At 35.5% G+C, this 14,888-nt stretch carries 11 protein-coding genes; 8 read left to right on the forward strand and 3 right to left on the reverse strand.

Annotated features, from left to right (window positions below):
• Window positions 1-495: 495 nt before the first annotated feature.
• The 7 genes from IGI79_RS13995 (at window position 496) to IGI79_RS14025 (ending at window position 11,136) form a co-directional block, all read left to right on the forward strand.
• Window positions 496-1,716, forward strand: a complete 1,221-nt coding sequence (locus IGI79_RS13995) for a helix-turn-helix domain containing protein (protein ID WP_137073115.1) — start codon at window positions 496-498, stop codon at window positions 1,714-1,716.
• Between the two features lie 62 nt (window positions 1,717-1,778).
• Window positions 1,779-3,245 carry a helix-turn-helix domain-containing protein gene (locus tag IGI79_RS14000; protein ID WP_074802072.1) on the forward strand — a complete coding sequence of 489 codons (1,467 nt, stop codon included), beginning with the start codon at window positions 1,779-1,781 and terminating at the stop codon, window positions 3,243-3,245.
• An 86-nt stretch (window positions 3,246-3,331) separates the two neighbouring features.
• The gene (locus IGI79_RS14005; RefSeq protein WP_175401372.1) at window positions 3,332-3,481 is read left to right on the forward strand and encodes a hypothetical protein; all 150 of its coding nucleotides are present in this window, start codon (window positions 3,332-3,334) and stop codon (window positions 3,479-3,481) included.
• A 371-nt stretch (window positions 3,482-3,852) separates the two neighbouring features.
• Window positions 3,853-4,176 carry an LPXTG cell wall anchor domain-containing protein gene (locus tag IGI79_RS14010; RefSeq protein WP_137073116.1) on the forward strand — a complete coding sequence of 108 codons (324 nt, stop codon included), beginning with the start codon at window positions 3,853-3,855 and terminating at the stop codon, window positions 4,174-4,176.
• Window positions 4,173-5,000 carry a WxL domain-containing protein gene (locus IGI79_RS14015; RefSeq protein WP_137073117.1) on the forward strand — a complete coding sequence of 276 codons (828 nt, stop codon included), beginning with the start codon at window positions 4,173-4,175 and terminating at the stop codon, window positions 4,998-5,000. The genes IGI79_RS14010 and IGI79_RS14015 overlap by 4 nt, the downstream gene beginning before the upstream one ends.
• Window positions 5,001-5,069: 69 nt before the next feature.
• Complete coding sequence (locus tag IGI79_RS14020; RefSeq protein WP_137073118.1) at window positions 5,070-6,107, forward strand: DUF916 and DUF3324 domain-containing protein; 1,038 nt, start codon at window positions 5,070-5,072, stop codon at window positions 6,105-6,107.
• Window positions 6,108-6,120: 13 nt separating this feature from the next.
• Window positions 6,121-11,136, forward strand: coding sequence for a WxL domain-containing protein (locus IGI79_RS14025; protein WP_224434988.1), 5,016 nt, complete (start codon window positions 6,121-6,123; stop codon window positions 11,134-11,136).
• Between the two features lie 545 nt (window positions 11,137-11,681).
• Here IGI79_RS14025 and IGI79_RS14030 read toward each other — a convergent pair.
• The gene (locus IGI79_RS14030) at window positions 11,682-12,089 is read right to left on the reverse strand and encodes a type II toxin-antitoxin system death-on-curing family toxin (RefSeq protein WP_081355956.1); all 408 of its coding nucleotides are present in this window, start codon (window positions 12,087-12,089) and stop codon (window positions 11,682-11,684) included.
• The gene (locus IGI79_RS14035) at window positions 12,086-12,319 is read right to left on the reverse strand and encodes an addiction module antitoxin (protein WP_074801902.1); all 234 of its coding nucleotides are present in this window, start codon (window positions 12,317-12,319) and stop codon (window positions 12,086-12,088) included. Before IGI79_RS14035 ends, IGI79_RS14030 begins: the two co-directional genes overlap by 4 nt.
• 230 nt (window positions 12,320-12,549) lie before the next feature.
• Between IGI79_RS14035 and xerS the strand changes: the two genes are divergently transcribed.
• Window positions 12,550-13,635: a tyrosine recombinase XerS gene (gene xerS, locus IGI79_RS14040; protein ID WP_074801905.1), complete on the forward strand. Its 1,086-nt coding sequence runs from the start codon at window positions 12,550-12,552 to the stop codon at window positions 13,633-13,635.
• Between the two features lie 442 nt (window positions 13,636-14,077).
• On the opposite strand, the gene IGI79_RS14045 is transcribed toward xerS, so the two are convergent.
• The gene (locus IGI79_RS14045) at window positions 14,078-14,620 is read right to left on the reverse strand and encodes an SOS response-associated peptidase (RefSeq protein WP_371740712.1); all 543 of its coding nucleotides are present in this window, start codon (window positions 14,618-14,620) and stop codon (window positions 14,078-14,080) included.
• Window positions 14,621-14,888 lie beyond the last annotated feature (268 nt).

Below are 14,888 nucleotides of genomic sequence, written 5' to 3' on the forward strand. Positions count from 1 at the left end.
ATCAAATATTTTCACACTAACTGCTCTATTTATAAGTTCTGAGAATAGCAGTTTTTGAACGAAGTGAAGTGCATATTGAAGCTTCGATTATTTTTAACAGTTGGAGGTGGATTCTGTCAATTACAGTGAGAGATAAAACTTATCATTCACAGCCTCAACGCTTAACAAAAGTAGCAGGACAAATTAACGATAATTGAGGAACGTACAAATAAAAAATCGACGTGTAGATAATGAAGAAACTGAAAGTATATTATTGATTTCTGAAGAAATGATGGACCTTATTACTAGTAAGAATATGTAAGGAGTCAGTATCACTTTGATAATGAGAATAATGTAGGTTAGAGTACATTTTTTTAAATATCGCAAGCTTCTGGAACTAAATCTACAAACTATTAAACGACTTTTACACGGTATCTCAGTATAGTACCAGTAAACGAATAATAAAAACTGTGAAAAGAGACCTTTTCCTATTTTACGAAAGGAGAATATCTATCAATGAAGCCTTTGTTTGAGCATTTGATTTGTAAAAAAAAGATCCGGAGATGGTTTAATTTATTGAATCTATTAGAACAAGATGAATATGCAACGCTGAATACGCTTGCAAAAAAAACTAATTATACACGGCGAACAATTTTAAATGATGTCCAAGAATTAAAAGCCTATTTTGATTGCTCGATTCTTTGGATTGGAGATGAAACAGGGTATCATTTTTCCTTACAAGATCCCAATACTTATGAACAGAAAAAACGTGCTTTATTAGCCGAAGAACAATTTTTTTTCTTTTTTGACTGCATTGCCAGTGGACAAGAACTATCTAATGCCCAATGGGCAAAAAAACTAAATGTGTCAAGTGCCAGTTTTGGCCGGATGAAGCATCAATTCCAATCTTTTTTAACCAAGCAGTACAAAGTTAAGCTAGATGCTAAGAACAACTTTTTTGTGGGGGAAGAAGTGACGATCCGTCAGCTACTCTATGATTTTTATTTTTCGTTGCCGGTCTATCCAGAGGTGGCTATAGAAAAAATCAAACAGTTATGTAAGATACAAACAAGAGTACAAAAAGGAGCGTGGCAGATAGATGAAAAACGAATGAACCAATGGATAGTTATTGCGCAATTAAGAATAACACAGAGATGCGAGCTAAAAAAAAATGAGGAAACTTCTCTCCAAAAAATGCTTGTACGAGCATTCAATTATCAAGTCACAATTTCGTTACCAAATCAAGAAAAAGCAGCACTATTTCTTTTATCCTTAAAGGAGGAACAGTTTCTTAATCCAATGCTACAAAAGAGGTTTTTAAGAGAATTTTCTCTGCCAAATGTCTCTTCTTATATGTTAATACAAACAGATGAGGAACTTGCTTCTCAGTTTCTTAGTACCTACTTATCATTAATGCACCTTTTTTTTCAATTATTGCCCTGTCATAAAAGTAGGGTTATTCGTCAAAAAGAGTTCTATTATAAATCTCTCTACGTTACCTATCGATTGTCAGGATCCAATGCACTAAAGAGATGGATAAAAAAGGAAGTAGAATCAGAATTACTCCAAGCTGGCTGGTTAGTCGTGAACATATCTGCATTTGATAAGACTTCTTATCAACATTTTCTTGAAGTGAGTAATCTCACGGAAATAAATCAGAAGGAAAGAGTCTTAAAGCTATCTCAGTTCCCCAGAAAAGAAGAGATACAGAAGGCAATCTCCCGATACTTCGCATAAGTATCATGGCATATTGTAATCAAAGACAAGATATATAATTAACAAAAGGAGGAACGGAATCGATGCGTCAACTCCAATTAGATTTTATGGTGAATTCTATGAGTACTAGATGGATTCAAATATTAAATAATATTGAAAAAGAACCGAATTTTACGCTTGTTGCATTATCGAAAAGACTTTCTGTATCACAACGGACGCTAGGAAAAGATATTAACGGCATTAAAGAGTATTTTGGGGAACATATTATCTTATGTGCTAAACAAACCGGATATAGATTTGAAGAGGTTAACCATGACTGCTATATGGACAAAAAGGCAGATTTGGTAAAATCGGAGATACTTTTTGCTGTAATTGGTCAGATTTTTAGAGGCGAATTAAAACCTTTTCAAGAACTAGCCCTTGAATATAACTACGGGGAAAGTTCATTTCGACGTTTTTTACTTCGGGCTGAAAAGCCTCTCAAATCCTATGATTTAAAACTTAGTTTGAATCCTGTCACGTTAGTTGGAGATGAAGAGAATATCAGGAAATTTTTTTATGATTTTTACTACTTGGGGGAATACACAACGCATACGATACAGCCACCCAAAATTATACACTCATTAATTCTGGAAAATTTATCCGATTATTTGGGCGATTATGAAGTTGGTACTGGGGTATCTGCTGCAGAATTTTATTTTTTGGTATATCTTATGATGAACCGAGTCCAGCAAGGAAAACTCGTGACCCTTACTTTTTTTAAAAAGCAAAGGATTACAAAAGCAAAGGATTTTATCATGCTGTATTCTCTTCGAGATTTGTTAGCTAACGCATTTAATATAAATATACCTAAGGATGAGTTTATCTGGCTTTATTTAATACTTGTGGCGCAGCGCACGATTAATCAGATTGAACGAGAACGACATTTTTACAGCCTATTTAATCAACGGCCTTTAATAAAATCAGTCGCATGGAAGTATTTTTCGAATTCTCAGTTTGAAGGCTGGGATCGTAAGATTCTCACCGATTTATTATCTTCATTTTTGGCTTCAAAAAGCCTCACCTACACTCTTCATCCTATTTGGAATAAGCAATTAGCAGAAGAAAGAGATCAAGCTATTGTGAACCACTCACAAGCCTATCAAACAAACCGTCAATTTTTACGCCAGCATCAGAAGGTGCTTGGATTAGGTGAACAGTTCTTTGAGGATGTCGTTGTCGAATTTACTTTGTTCACTAATCTGTTACTTAGAACTTATTATCCTAAAAAGTCTGTTTTATTTTTATTAGCAGGTAATTCTATTGTGGTCCAAACGCTTTACCAGCAGGCCAAGCAACGTATAGGCCACAATCATCGGATTCAATTACTTCCCTTGCAAGAATTGACGTCAGATCGAATTGATGCTGAGGAAATTGATTTAGTTGTGACGAATTATCGTCCCTATCTCTGGGAGTATTCATTAAAAAAAGATTATTTGTTGGTAAATACGATTCCAAGTGAGAATGATTGGACACGTATAACTAAGCAACTAAATCGGCACTTATACTAAATTTTTTCTTTGGAAAAATAGAAAGATATTTCTACATTATTTCAATAATACGGAAAATAAGGAGAATGCCGCATTCTCAGGAAATTATGAACCCAATCGTAGAAATAGAAATAATCTTAAAAGAAGAAGTAACCTTAAAAGAAGAAGTAACCTTAAAACAAGATAATTATAAAAATGGAAGTTCAAACTTAAAGCGTAATTATAAGAGCGAAATATTTTCTAAACTTGCTTTATAAATAAATTAAACGATAGTTTATTAAAAAAGTATAACATATGCTGATTTAGTAGTGACTTGTGATTAAAAGAAGACATGGTAGTACTCTTTGTGAAAAAACTTATCCCTATTATGATGCGTTAAGACAATTATAAATACAAAATTATTTCTCGATTTTATTCGAACGTATTTACAATTCGTAAAATACTCACATGTGAGAGAAATGTTTATAGATATTTTTTCATTTCCTTATATTACGAAAATAATGGATTTTATTTAATGAAAATTTTAGGTAAAGTATCAGTTGCAGAGAGGATATATCTAAAAACCGATCTGTAAACATACAACCAAAATATGATGGGTTATATATCGGTTTGTAAAAGGAGGAGGGAAATGAAAAATGCAAAAAAACTTGTTAACAACAATATATTGTTACTTCTATGCATACCGTATAGGGTAGAAGCCGCCTTGATTCAGTCGACTGAGTCCGAAGGATCAATTCAGTTTTCAGGATATTACGAGCCAATCGGTACACCAGATCCACCACCGGTTTTAACCACCCAAACAGGCGGTAAGCTGCCGCAAACAAACACTATTGTGCAAAACCACTCACTGATTTTAATAGGTTGGTTAATCATTATTCTAGTTGTTATTATCAGTGTAAAAATAAGACTAAGAAAATCAAAAATAAAAGTTGAAAGAGGAAATCACATATGAAATTTATTCGGTTAATAAGTGTTACTGCATTATCTACTACCATTTTAGCTGGAGGCGTTCAAGTGTTTGCTGATGGAGAACAGAAAGAAACAAGCGAAGTCCGTAAAACGACAACCGAAGGTCAAATCACATTCACCCCAGGAAATGATGATACTGAAGTGGATAAACTACCAGAAGGTCCAGACGTAACAATCCCACCTATTACAGGACCAGATGGACAAAATAAAGGACCGTTAACGATTGCGACGGTGCCAACGATGAACTTCGGCTCACAAATTATCTCAACTACCGATAAAAATTACAATATGGTTGCAGAAAGACAACAAAAGGCAGGCACGACGGGCGCAGAAAACATGGTCCCTTATGTGAGTTTGGCACAAGTCCAAGACACACGTGGTACGAATAAAGGATGGAAACTAACGGTTAGCTTGTCTGAATTTGAGGGACCAAAGGATACACAAAATTCCATACTTAAAGGCGCGAAAATCACCTTATTTAATCCAGAACTAATTTATAGCGTTGAAGACCTTGAACAAAAACCCGAGGTACATGCTACGGGCCTTGAGATTTTACCCGGGGAAAAGGCTGTGCCAGTGATGACAGCGGCAGCTAAAAAAGGTGCCGGATCAACTTCCGTTGTTTGGGGGAACTACGCGACCATTGCACAACAAGTCACAGCGGGAGCGGACGTAGTCGAAAATGAAGCAATCAAACTATTTGTCCCAGGTTCAACTGCAAAAGATGCCGTGACGTATCGCTCCACACTGACATGGGAATTAACTACAACTCCAGAAAATCCAGATCCTAAGAGTATAGAAATCTAAAAAAAACAATTTGTTTATCAAATGACAAACTAATAGTATCACAGCACCTTGTAAGAAAGGATTCATAGAATGAAACCTACAAAAAAGAACGATAGACACCTGTGGATACTCGCTATTCTCTTCTTTTTCTTTCCGACGTCAGTTCAAGCAGAAGAAACGGCGCTAAATATTTATGCCACACCACTTTTTCCAGACAGCCAAGTAGATGAGGACAAAGGCTATTACGATTTGAATCTAGCCCCGAATCAAAAAGAAACCTTGCGTTTGGAGATTGGGAATACGAGTGCAGAACCCATAAGGATTCAGTTGACACCGCATACGGCGTATACCAACGTGTTAGGACACGTCGAATACGGCAAAGATGCCGAAGAAGCGGATCCAACCTTAACCCACTCCTTGGATGAGCTGATAACTACTTCCGGTGTCATTGAATTAGCTGGAAATGAAAAGAAGACGGTTGAGATTCCCTTACAGATGCCAGAAGAAGCCTTTGACGGCTTTTTAGCAGGTGGGTTACGCATTGCCGAACTAAAAGAGGAAACAGAAGAAACCAATGAAGGAGAAGGCGTGGCCATTAAAAATGAATTTGCCTATGTGGTTGGTGTGGTCGTCAGTAATAACAGAGACTCAGTGCAACCGGAGTTAGAACTATTAGATGTGTTTGCAGATCAATTGAACTACCGCAATGTGATCAGCGCCACTTTACAAAACTTTACACCCACTTTTGTCAATCAATTGGCGGTGGAAGCTACCGTAAAACGAGCAGGGGAGAACGAGGTTCTCTATAAGGCGGAGAAAGAAATGATGCAGATGGCACCTAATTCCAATTTCAATTTTCCAATTTCCTTAGAAGGAGACCGGTTTCGAAGTGGGAACTATATCTTAGAATTGACGGCTACTTCTGGAGACAATGAATGGTCATGGACGCGTGAATTTACGATTGAAGCTGATGAAGCCCGAAAGCTAAATCGAGAAGACGTAACGATTGATTCAGGTGTCAATTGGTGGATGATTGGAGCGATTATTTTGCTTATTTTAATACTTGGACTTGTGCTTTACCTGATGAGACAAAAGAAAAGAACACGTGAAAGCGAAAAAGAAGTATAGAGAGGAGGATTCCATGAGAAAGCTAATGAAAAAAGGAATGCTCGTTTTAGGGACGACGATTCTTATTCTACATGCATTCCTCCTGCCAGTAGGCAGCGTCTATGCGGAAACTACGGAGAAAAAAGAAGCGGGGCAGATACAGAAAGAAGAACAGTTGGAACTTCCAACCATGAAAAACTACCTGGAAGTGGAAGAAGAAAGCGAGCCTCGCTTTTATTTTCCTCACTCTCGCCTGCAAGGAACGGTTGAAGCGCCATTGAAGGTGACCTTTTTCTCAGATCAAGAGGTGTCAGAGGCAAGGATTACTCTTTCGAAGGAAGCAAAGCTGGGAAAAGATCAGTTACAAGCTGGGATTACCATCGATCAAGAAGAAGAATCAGGTGAATGGGTGATTCAAGCGGAGCGTGCGCAACAAACGTTTGTACTTCCTGTGGTATTTGAATCTGAAGGCAACTATGAGGTGTCGGTCGAAGAAGCAACTGCGACACTTGAAATATCGAAAAAGGAAGAACCGGAGACTGAAGATCAATCAGAAACGAATCAGGATTCGTCTGATGAAGCAAATGAAGAGACGAATACAACGAAACAATCAGAAGAAAAAGAAGCGCTTATAGCAACCGAAGAATCGAATGAAGAATCAATTCCTTCTAAGAACAAAAAATTCGAAAAGACAGTCTTTGAAGGAAATACGGCAGAAGTCGCAACAATGGCTGCATTTAGAGAAGCAGTTGCAAATCCTGAAGTCGGAATTATCTCTGTTCAAGCGAGTTTAACTGAAACTACAGCAAATATCATGACGATCGATCGACCAATCAAGATACAAGGAAACGGTCATACGCTGACTTTTGGTAACAATAGTTTTTATTTTCAATTAGCAGAAGTGAGTGAACCAATGACCTTTCGGATAGAGGACGCAACAATCACAAAGACTGGCACTACTCCTTTAGTCAATGCAACAACGCAAGTTAGTCGCAATTGGGTATTAGAAATAGAAGATGTAGCAGAAGTCAACGCAAATACGATGCGACTTGCTTCTATGCCAGATGGAACGATTATTTTTACAGGTGGGAACTCCAATTTTACGCGGATAATTTCTTCTGCGGCTTTTATTGAAGCAAAAGAAGTCAAAGCTGTAAATCAAGCACAAGTGACAATTAGCCGAGGTAATATGACTATCTTCTTTTCTTCAGCCCTAGTATCGGCGCCAAAACTTGTAATAGAAGCTGGCTCAGCAATTACGATTATGACAACTGGTGGGACGGCAAATACGATCGATTTAAGAGGAGAAAAATCCGAAATAGCTTTACAAACAAATGGGAAGTTATCTATAAGCACGTTTGGAACTCCAGCAACTCCGACCATTACAACAAATAATGCTATTATACTCAGCGGCGCAAGTCCTAAAATTTCGGTTAATTCAGCTAGTGAGCTAACGGTTACAAGCACGGCTGCTAAAAGAGGCATATATCTATCTGGAAATAATCCTAAAATAATAGTTGTTGATTCAAAATTATCTGTGACCTCTGCTACACACGCAGCAATTAGTCTAATAGGTAGTGAGCCATTGTTTTCGGCCACTAAAAGTAATAGTGACATTCGCTCAACAACAGGAGCGACACTTGCCTTGACTGGTGATTCACCTAAAGTTGATTATGAGGAGGGGACCGGGAGTTTTACAAGTACTACAGGTCAAAGAATAAACTTAATTGGCGATAATCCACAGTTGTCATTAAATCAGACACAATTTTTTCTGACAGCTACTACAGGTCGAGGTATCTACTTACAAGGAATAGTTCCACAGGTATTAATGAATGAGAGTAGCATTGAAATGACGGATACTGATCCTTCTCAAGCAATGATTTTACGAGGAACAGATGCGTTACTTTCTTTGAGAAATAAAAGTGAGATGTCCATCAATGGTGGTGGAACTGGGACGTTAGAAAACGTTGCAATAGGAGACAATAATGCGCGTCCAGAGCTTTCCGTTACAGGTGGCTCAAAGTTGTCCGTTACAACATCCAGTGCTACTCGATCTCCGACAGACACTTTAAATAATGCTATTCATTTAAGAGGAGTAGAACCAAAAATAAATATTACCAGTGGGTCAGAGCTCAATGTTTCTGTAACTTCTAATGCACGCCGCGGACTATATTTAAACGGTACAAATGCGGAAGTTAATTTAAATGACAGTCACTTAGATATAAATACAATATCCGGTCGAGCACTCAATCTAAATGGAGAAAGTAGCACGCTAAATGCTAATAAATCAAATCTAAAGCTTAATACTGCAGAGGGTGCAGGTATATCTCTATCTGGACACAATGCTTTAGTTAATACACAATCTAGTCTTATTGATTTTATTGGTACAACTGGTTATGGAGTAGAAATCACGGGTAACAAACCCAAATTCCTTTCATCTGATAGTGAAATCAACATCAAAAATATGAGGTCAGCCAATGGAGTAACGTTGAATGGGCAAAATTCTTTTTTAGAATTGACTAATAACAGCCAAATGTCTATAGCTGGAGGAAACGGCATACATGAAAATATCTTAATCGGAAATGGGAATACTAATCCATCATTAAAGGTAACTGATAACTCAAACTTATCGATTAGAGCACAGAGTACCACAAATACTGCAGCAATTGATAATAATAACTCCATCCGAATAGCTGGATCCTCACCAATATTAGAGGTCTCAAAAAATTCTAAAATATCCATTGATGTTTTATCGGGTGGACCTAGAAGTATTTTTATGAATGGAGAGTCTGCAGATTTAAAAGTGGAGAATAATTCTGAAATTATCAGTAAGAATTTATATGGTACTTCTATTGGAATGAGCACGACTAATGCACAGCTTACAGTAGATAATTTTTCGAAAATAGATATTGAGAGTTCAGCGAGAAGAAATAATCCTTTGATTGATATTACTACGGGGTCAAATGATGTTTATATAAGAAATAATTCATCTATTTCTAGCAAGCACGTAGAGTTTGATAATCCTGGGACTAATACTCGAGCACTATCTATGAGTGGTTCTAACAATAATATTATTATTACAAGTGGTGGAACTCTCAACTTAAATAATAGGCATTATACCCATCGTCCTAATAGTGGCTCTGTTTCATCAAATTATTCTACTATTTATCTTGGGAATGGAGAGAATAATTTTAGTATCGATAATAATAGTGCGGATAGAGCTAGGTCACAATTACGTTTAACGAATGATTATGCAGCAGCTTTGTATTCTGATGGTGGACATCTAAAATTTAATCAAAAAGCGGATACTATTTTTTATGCTGAAGGCTCTTCAATTAATACTCGTGAATGGGGGGTTTTCGTAGCCCAAGACACTATGGAATTCAATGTACACTCCCCGTACTATTTTGATTTTAAAAACGTCAGGAAAGATGGAGGTGATATTTTTGGAACTAAAAACGGATCTAGCTTAAATATAACAGATACTTTTTTTTCCGCATGGGCCACTGGAAGTAAGTTTGATAATGATCCCCAAATAGGTTTCTTTGAGAAAATTGATGTCGCTTATGAAGGAAGAGATTTTGTTTCCGCATCTTCGAGTAATAATCTGAACCTAACAGACTCTTTACCTGGACTATCTGGAAGAGTATCCAGAATATCTGCTAATAATTCAGCTCCTATTTTAGACGGAGTTAGGCAACCAACCAATGCAGATCAATCATTTATAGCTGAGTTTTCTTATAAAGAAGGATTAGATGATATAAGGGAAGCTGGTACGGATGAAATTACTGTCGAAATAAAAGTAACGGATCCCGACAATAATTCTAATAATTATACGGCTTCTACGGTGGGGAACGAATCACCGATCCAAACATGGGAAGAAAAAGAAAATAACGCTCTCGGAAAAGCTGGAAGAGTATCTTTTGAATTTGAAAATCTCCTCAAAGAAGGTACAATTATTGAATTTGTATCAATAAGTAGAGGAATGAATGAGGGAGGGATATCCCTATCACAAGAAGAATTGGAAAAGATCCGTCCAATAACGGTTATAAATGTAACTCCACCAGAGTTAGTTGATTTTGGCCACTTTATAGAGTTAACTACTGAGACCACTTCCATTAAGGCATTACCAAATCATATAAACATTCCTGGAAATAATGCGTTGTTGTATATTAATAATCAGCATATAGCGACACAGAAAGTAGGAAATGATGGTAGTTTTTCTTTCGAACTAAAAACTAAACTAAATGAAAGTGATGAAGTGCAAGTTTTGATGGAAGATAATCAGGGAGCCGTAATTGATAGTTATAGTACTATAACTAGTGTTTTTAAAAGACCAGAAACTAATAATGATAATGGAAATAGAAACCCTCAAATGGAGGATTATAAATATCATGATGCAGTTTTTCCAAGTGCTAGAACTTATATTGTTGAGCTAGCAAGTAAAGTCTCACCTGTTGATCCATTGAGTCCTGAAACAAAAGTAGAACCTGAAAATCCACCAGTGCTTTCTGAAAATCAGGGGAAATTAAGTATAGATTTTGTCTCTAGATTTACCTTTGGCCAACAAGGTATTTCTACAAGAACGCAAAACTACTATGCTCAACCACAACGATTATTGAATGAGGACGGGAGCATCGATGAGAAGGAAGAACGACCAAATTATGTTCAAATAAGTGATCGAAGGCTAGGAGACACACGTAACGGTTGGGTATTGTCAGTGACCCAAAACGGACAGTTCGCAGATCCAAATGATCATAAACTAAAGGGAGCTAGTTTACAGTTGACCAATCAACAGTTAGCGTCTGTCCAAGAGACAGGAAAACCTGAATTAAATGAGACTGACAGAGTCGCATTGCTTCCTGGAGTCAAGACAAAATTATTGACAGCCAAAGATGGTCAAGGTGCAGAAACTTGGATCTATCGGTTTGGGGATAGAAAAAATGCTGGGGAAAGTGTCGTTCTTGAAGTGCCACCAATAGCTGCTCCGAAAGCGACCACTTACCAAACGACTTTAACCTGGGAATTAAGTATGGTACCCAATAATTGATAAGTTAGAAGAAGAGCTTCGGCTCTTTTTCTTTTTTAGGAAAGCGAATACTCAATAACTACTATCTATAGTAATGAACTAAATCGAAAAAAGCATGATACATACTTGGGAACTAAGAACACGGGATCACGGACTAGTTTTGTGAGTAAATCACCTTATAAATCTGACTGATATGGATATAAAATTATCAAGGTAGACACATGATTTCCATCAAGCTGAATCTGTTCAAAATGTGATATAAAAATGCCAAGAAGCTGCTCAATATTCTTTAGTGTGCTTGTTCTGTATATCTTATATACACCGGGATGGGAGATATCAATGCTATTAAAAGGATTCTAATCAATTGAAATATTTTATAGCTACCTTAAAAAATAGAGCGAATAATGTTAAATTCTAAAGACAGGAGACAAGGATGCTAAAAACCCAACTATATAGAAAATTATAGTTTTCTATATAGTTGGGTTTGAATTATAGCTATTTGTAATTTACTACAATTTTTTCGCTATAGCAGCTAATAACACTATAAAGACACATACAGCAACTCCTTAAATGGATTTCGTATGTGTCTTTATAGTGTTAATTACTTCATATTTTAGTTGATCAAAATCCTTATCATATGTAGCAATATATACCACTAAATTTACAGCATCTTTTTGATCAATAGCTAAAAGCTGTCCATTGATTTTCAAAAAGACAAAAGTAGCTAAGAAAGCAGTACGTTTATTTGCATTGTGAAAAGGATGTTTCTTTATCAATTGTACAAGTAGGATAGCTGCTTTTTCATAAATCGAAGGATAAACCTCTTCACCAAAAGCTGAGGCTTGAAGTTGCCCTACACACATTTCTAAAGCATTTACGTCCTTTACGCCAATGGGTTCATTAGGAGAGTATTTTTTTATTTGGATCACATTCATTTTTATAATATCTTTAGCTTCCAGGTAATAAATACTCATTTATCGACAAGCTCTATAAAAGTAGTATCATATTCAGTTAATGCTTGAGATATTGCTACATCAATTTCATCAGATAAGGTTTGTTTTTTTATAATTGCTGCTCGAAGTTTTTCTTCATCTAAAAAAACCGTATCTCCAGGATTTAACCCATTTTCTTTAAGAAACTCCTTTGAAATAGTTAATACTACTGAGTTCCCCACTTCTCTGAATTTTCTTTCTTTGATTGTCATAGTCTTCTCCCCTTTCCATCTGTATATACAGTATATACGCTTATTGATTTTAAATCAATTGTAGTCTCTCTCATGTCTAACTATAAAGAAAGATTTATCTTTCTTTATAGTTAGTGATACAAAACTTTTTTTAAAAAAGGTTCTTTATTTATTGACATATCTCGTTTAAATTGGTATAGTCCAATTACAAAGGGCTTCCCTCCCCTATTTGTAAGGAAAGGTGGATTTTAATGAATTATAAAGATACGTATAATAAAATTGATAAATTATTAAGTCATATGCCAAATTATATAAAAGACTTTGTTCAAGCTCGTGATGACCAAGATCAGTCCCCACAAACTACACTGGAATATTTGAAAAATTATAAACTATTTTTTCAATGGTTAATTAGCGAAGCTGTTATAGCAGATACTTCTATTCATTCATTGAGAGAATTGACTCCTTATGAATTAAATTTATATAAATCACATCTAAAACGACGCTCCAAAGAGAATATAAAAAAAGTATCTACGAAATACTATTTGCAAGATAGCAATAATTTAGGATTATCTGTTGCAACCATCAACAGACATATTACTGCTTTGAAGGTTTTATTCAAGTATCTCTCTTCTAGTTCAAATAATCCTAATGGTGTGCCCTATCTAATTACTAATCCTATGGAACAAGTTGTGACAATAGCAGACAGAACGACACTTGCAGCTCGAGCAAATGCAATTGAAAAACAACTATTTTTAGATGAAGATACTCAAAATTACTTAGATTACATTGAGTTTGAATACAAGGATTCTTTGAGCGTTAAGGCTCTTCCTTATTACGTACGTGACGTTGAGCGAGATCTTGCTATTAATGCGTTGATCTTAGGTTCTGGATTACGATTGTCTGAAGTAGTAAATATAAATGTGGATGATCTGTCTTTGGATAAGAATAAAGTTATAGTGATTAGAAAAGGAAATAAAAGAGATGCGGTAAATATTGCTGCTTTTGCTATGGAGTATTTAGCAAACTATCTAGCGATTCGTAGTAGCCGTTATAAGGCTACTGATAGTGAGAAAGCCATGTTCTTGACTATTTATAAAGGTGAATCCAAAAGAATGACAGGCATAGCAATTGAGCGTATGGTAGCTAAATATTCAAAGGGATTCAAAGTACAAGTTAGTCCTCATAAGCTGCGCCATACGTTAGCCACAAGGTTATATAAACAAACTAATTCACTTGTTCTTACAGCTCAGCAATTAGGCCATACCAATACTACTACCACGACTTTGTATACGCATATTGATAATGCTGCTACAATTGATGCGTTGAATGCTTTATAAGTAATCGAATAAATTATAAAAATAGTATTGAAGTGGAAATTCAAATAAAAGTATTTATAATAGAAATATAATAGTAATTTATTATGTTACTATTATATTACTATTATGTTACTATTATATTGCTACTAAGTTGTTTCATGTAAAAATCACCCAGGAAGAATATATTATATGCTACTACCTTAATTGAATTAGTCCTATTATTATCCGTGAAAAAGTTACTACCGGAACTAATAATTATGGTAGCAAATAATATAGATAACTTGCTATCGTCTATTGATTCAATCTAAAGTTGTCTATAAGTTATAATAGTTATTATGTTATCTATAAAATTATATAATAAATTAAGCCCTTAGAGAGTAGAGATTCTCCAAGGGCGTTTTCGTGATTATGAACCGTTACATTTTTCATACCATTGTGCATTCCAATTCTGGCATGTCATTGTTTACATGCTTTTTTGCAAATTCCAATTAAGCCATTCGTTGATTGAGGATCTTTCTATAATTACTTGCATACGATCATGTACTGAAGCTACTGACGTATTTGGTTTGGTCGTCAATATAATTGATTCTGTTTCAAATCCTGATTCAGTTCTATGGATGCGATAAAAGCTACCAACAAATAAAGTACTGTTCTCCTTTCCTTTGAATAAAAATTTTTGCTTGTTGTGATTCCATTCATAAAAACTAGACATTGGAAAAATACAGCGGGATTCTCTAAAAGCTTTCGAGAATATTTTTTTCTCTTTTACTGTTTCTGACCGTGCATTTATCATAAGCTGTCCTTTTTTAATTCCCTCAAAACCCCAACGTATGATACCAGGAATAACTTCAGCCTCTTTTTTGAGTCCTAGGGTCACTACATGATTTGAAGGGAATACTTCATTGGTAGCAAGTCGTATATCTTTGTCAGCTGCTTTTGTTTCCGCTTGATCGTGATACTTTTTAAGTTCATTAGATGCTAAATCAAAAAAATATCGTCCGCACAATAACATTCACCTCCATTAATATGAGTGCTTGCTTAAAACATCCATTATAGATCTATTTCTTTACAAATAAACTTTTTTCACTACTATTTAAGTTTATCTGATTTCTCCTTTCCTAGAAACAGATTAGTCTTCGACAAGTTTGTATTTGACTTACTATTATTTTGGTAACAAAGAGAAAAAAATTGATTAACAAAGCTGAGTAAACATAAACACGTATACGACCATGTTTATCTACAATATTTTTCCTAAAAGTAACATTATATATTAC

It is taken from the genome of Enterococcus sp. AZ084, assembly GCF_051714905.1.
Lineage (GTDB): Bacteria > Bacillota > Bacilli > Lactobacillales > Enterococcaceae > Enterococcus_B > Enterococcus_B pernyi.

Bases quoted from the DNA above. Each gene is read 5' to 3' on its own strand.
- IGI79_RS14025 (WP_224434988.1), top strand. From the start codon at position 6,121: ATGAGAAAGCTAATGAAAAAAGGAATGCTCGTTTTAGGGACGACGATT.
- IGI79_RS14010 (WP_137073116.1), top strand. From the start codon at position 3,853: ATGAAAAATGCAAAAAAACTTGTTAACAACAATATATTGTTACTTCTA.
- IGI79_RS14015 (WP_137073117.1), top strand. From the start codon at position 4,173: ATGAAATTTATTCGGTTAATAAGTGTTACTGCATTATCTACTACCATT.
- IGI79_RS14020 (WP_137073118.1), top strand. From the start codon at position 5,070: ATGAAACCTACAAAAAAGAACGATAGACACCTGTGGATACTCGCTATT.
- xerS (WP_074801905.1), top strand. From the start codon at position 12,550: ATGAATTATAAAGATACGTATAATAAAATTGATAAATTATTAAGTCAT.
- IGI79_RS14000 (WP_074802072.1), top strand. From the start codon at position 1,779: ATGCGTCAACTCCAATTAGATTTTATGGTGAATTCTATGAGTACTAGA.
- IGI79_RS14005 (WP_175401372.1), top strand. From the start codon at position 3,332: ATGAACCCAATCGTAGAAATAGAAATAATCTTAAAAGAAGAAGTAACC.
- IGI79_RS13995 (WP_137073115.1), top strand. From the start codon at position 496: ATGAAGCCTTTGTTTGAGCATTTGATTTGTAAAAAAAAGATCCGGAGA.
- IGI79_RS14030 (WP_081355956.1), bottom strand. From the start codon at position 12,089: ATGAGTATTTATTACCTGGAAGCTAAAGATATTATAAAAATGAATGTG.
- IGI79_RS14035 (WP_074801902.1), bottom strand. From the start codon at position 12,319: ATGACAATCAAAGAAAGAAAATTCAGAGAAGTGGGGAACTCAGTAGTA.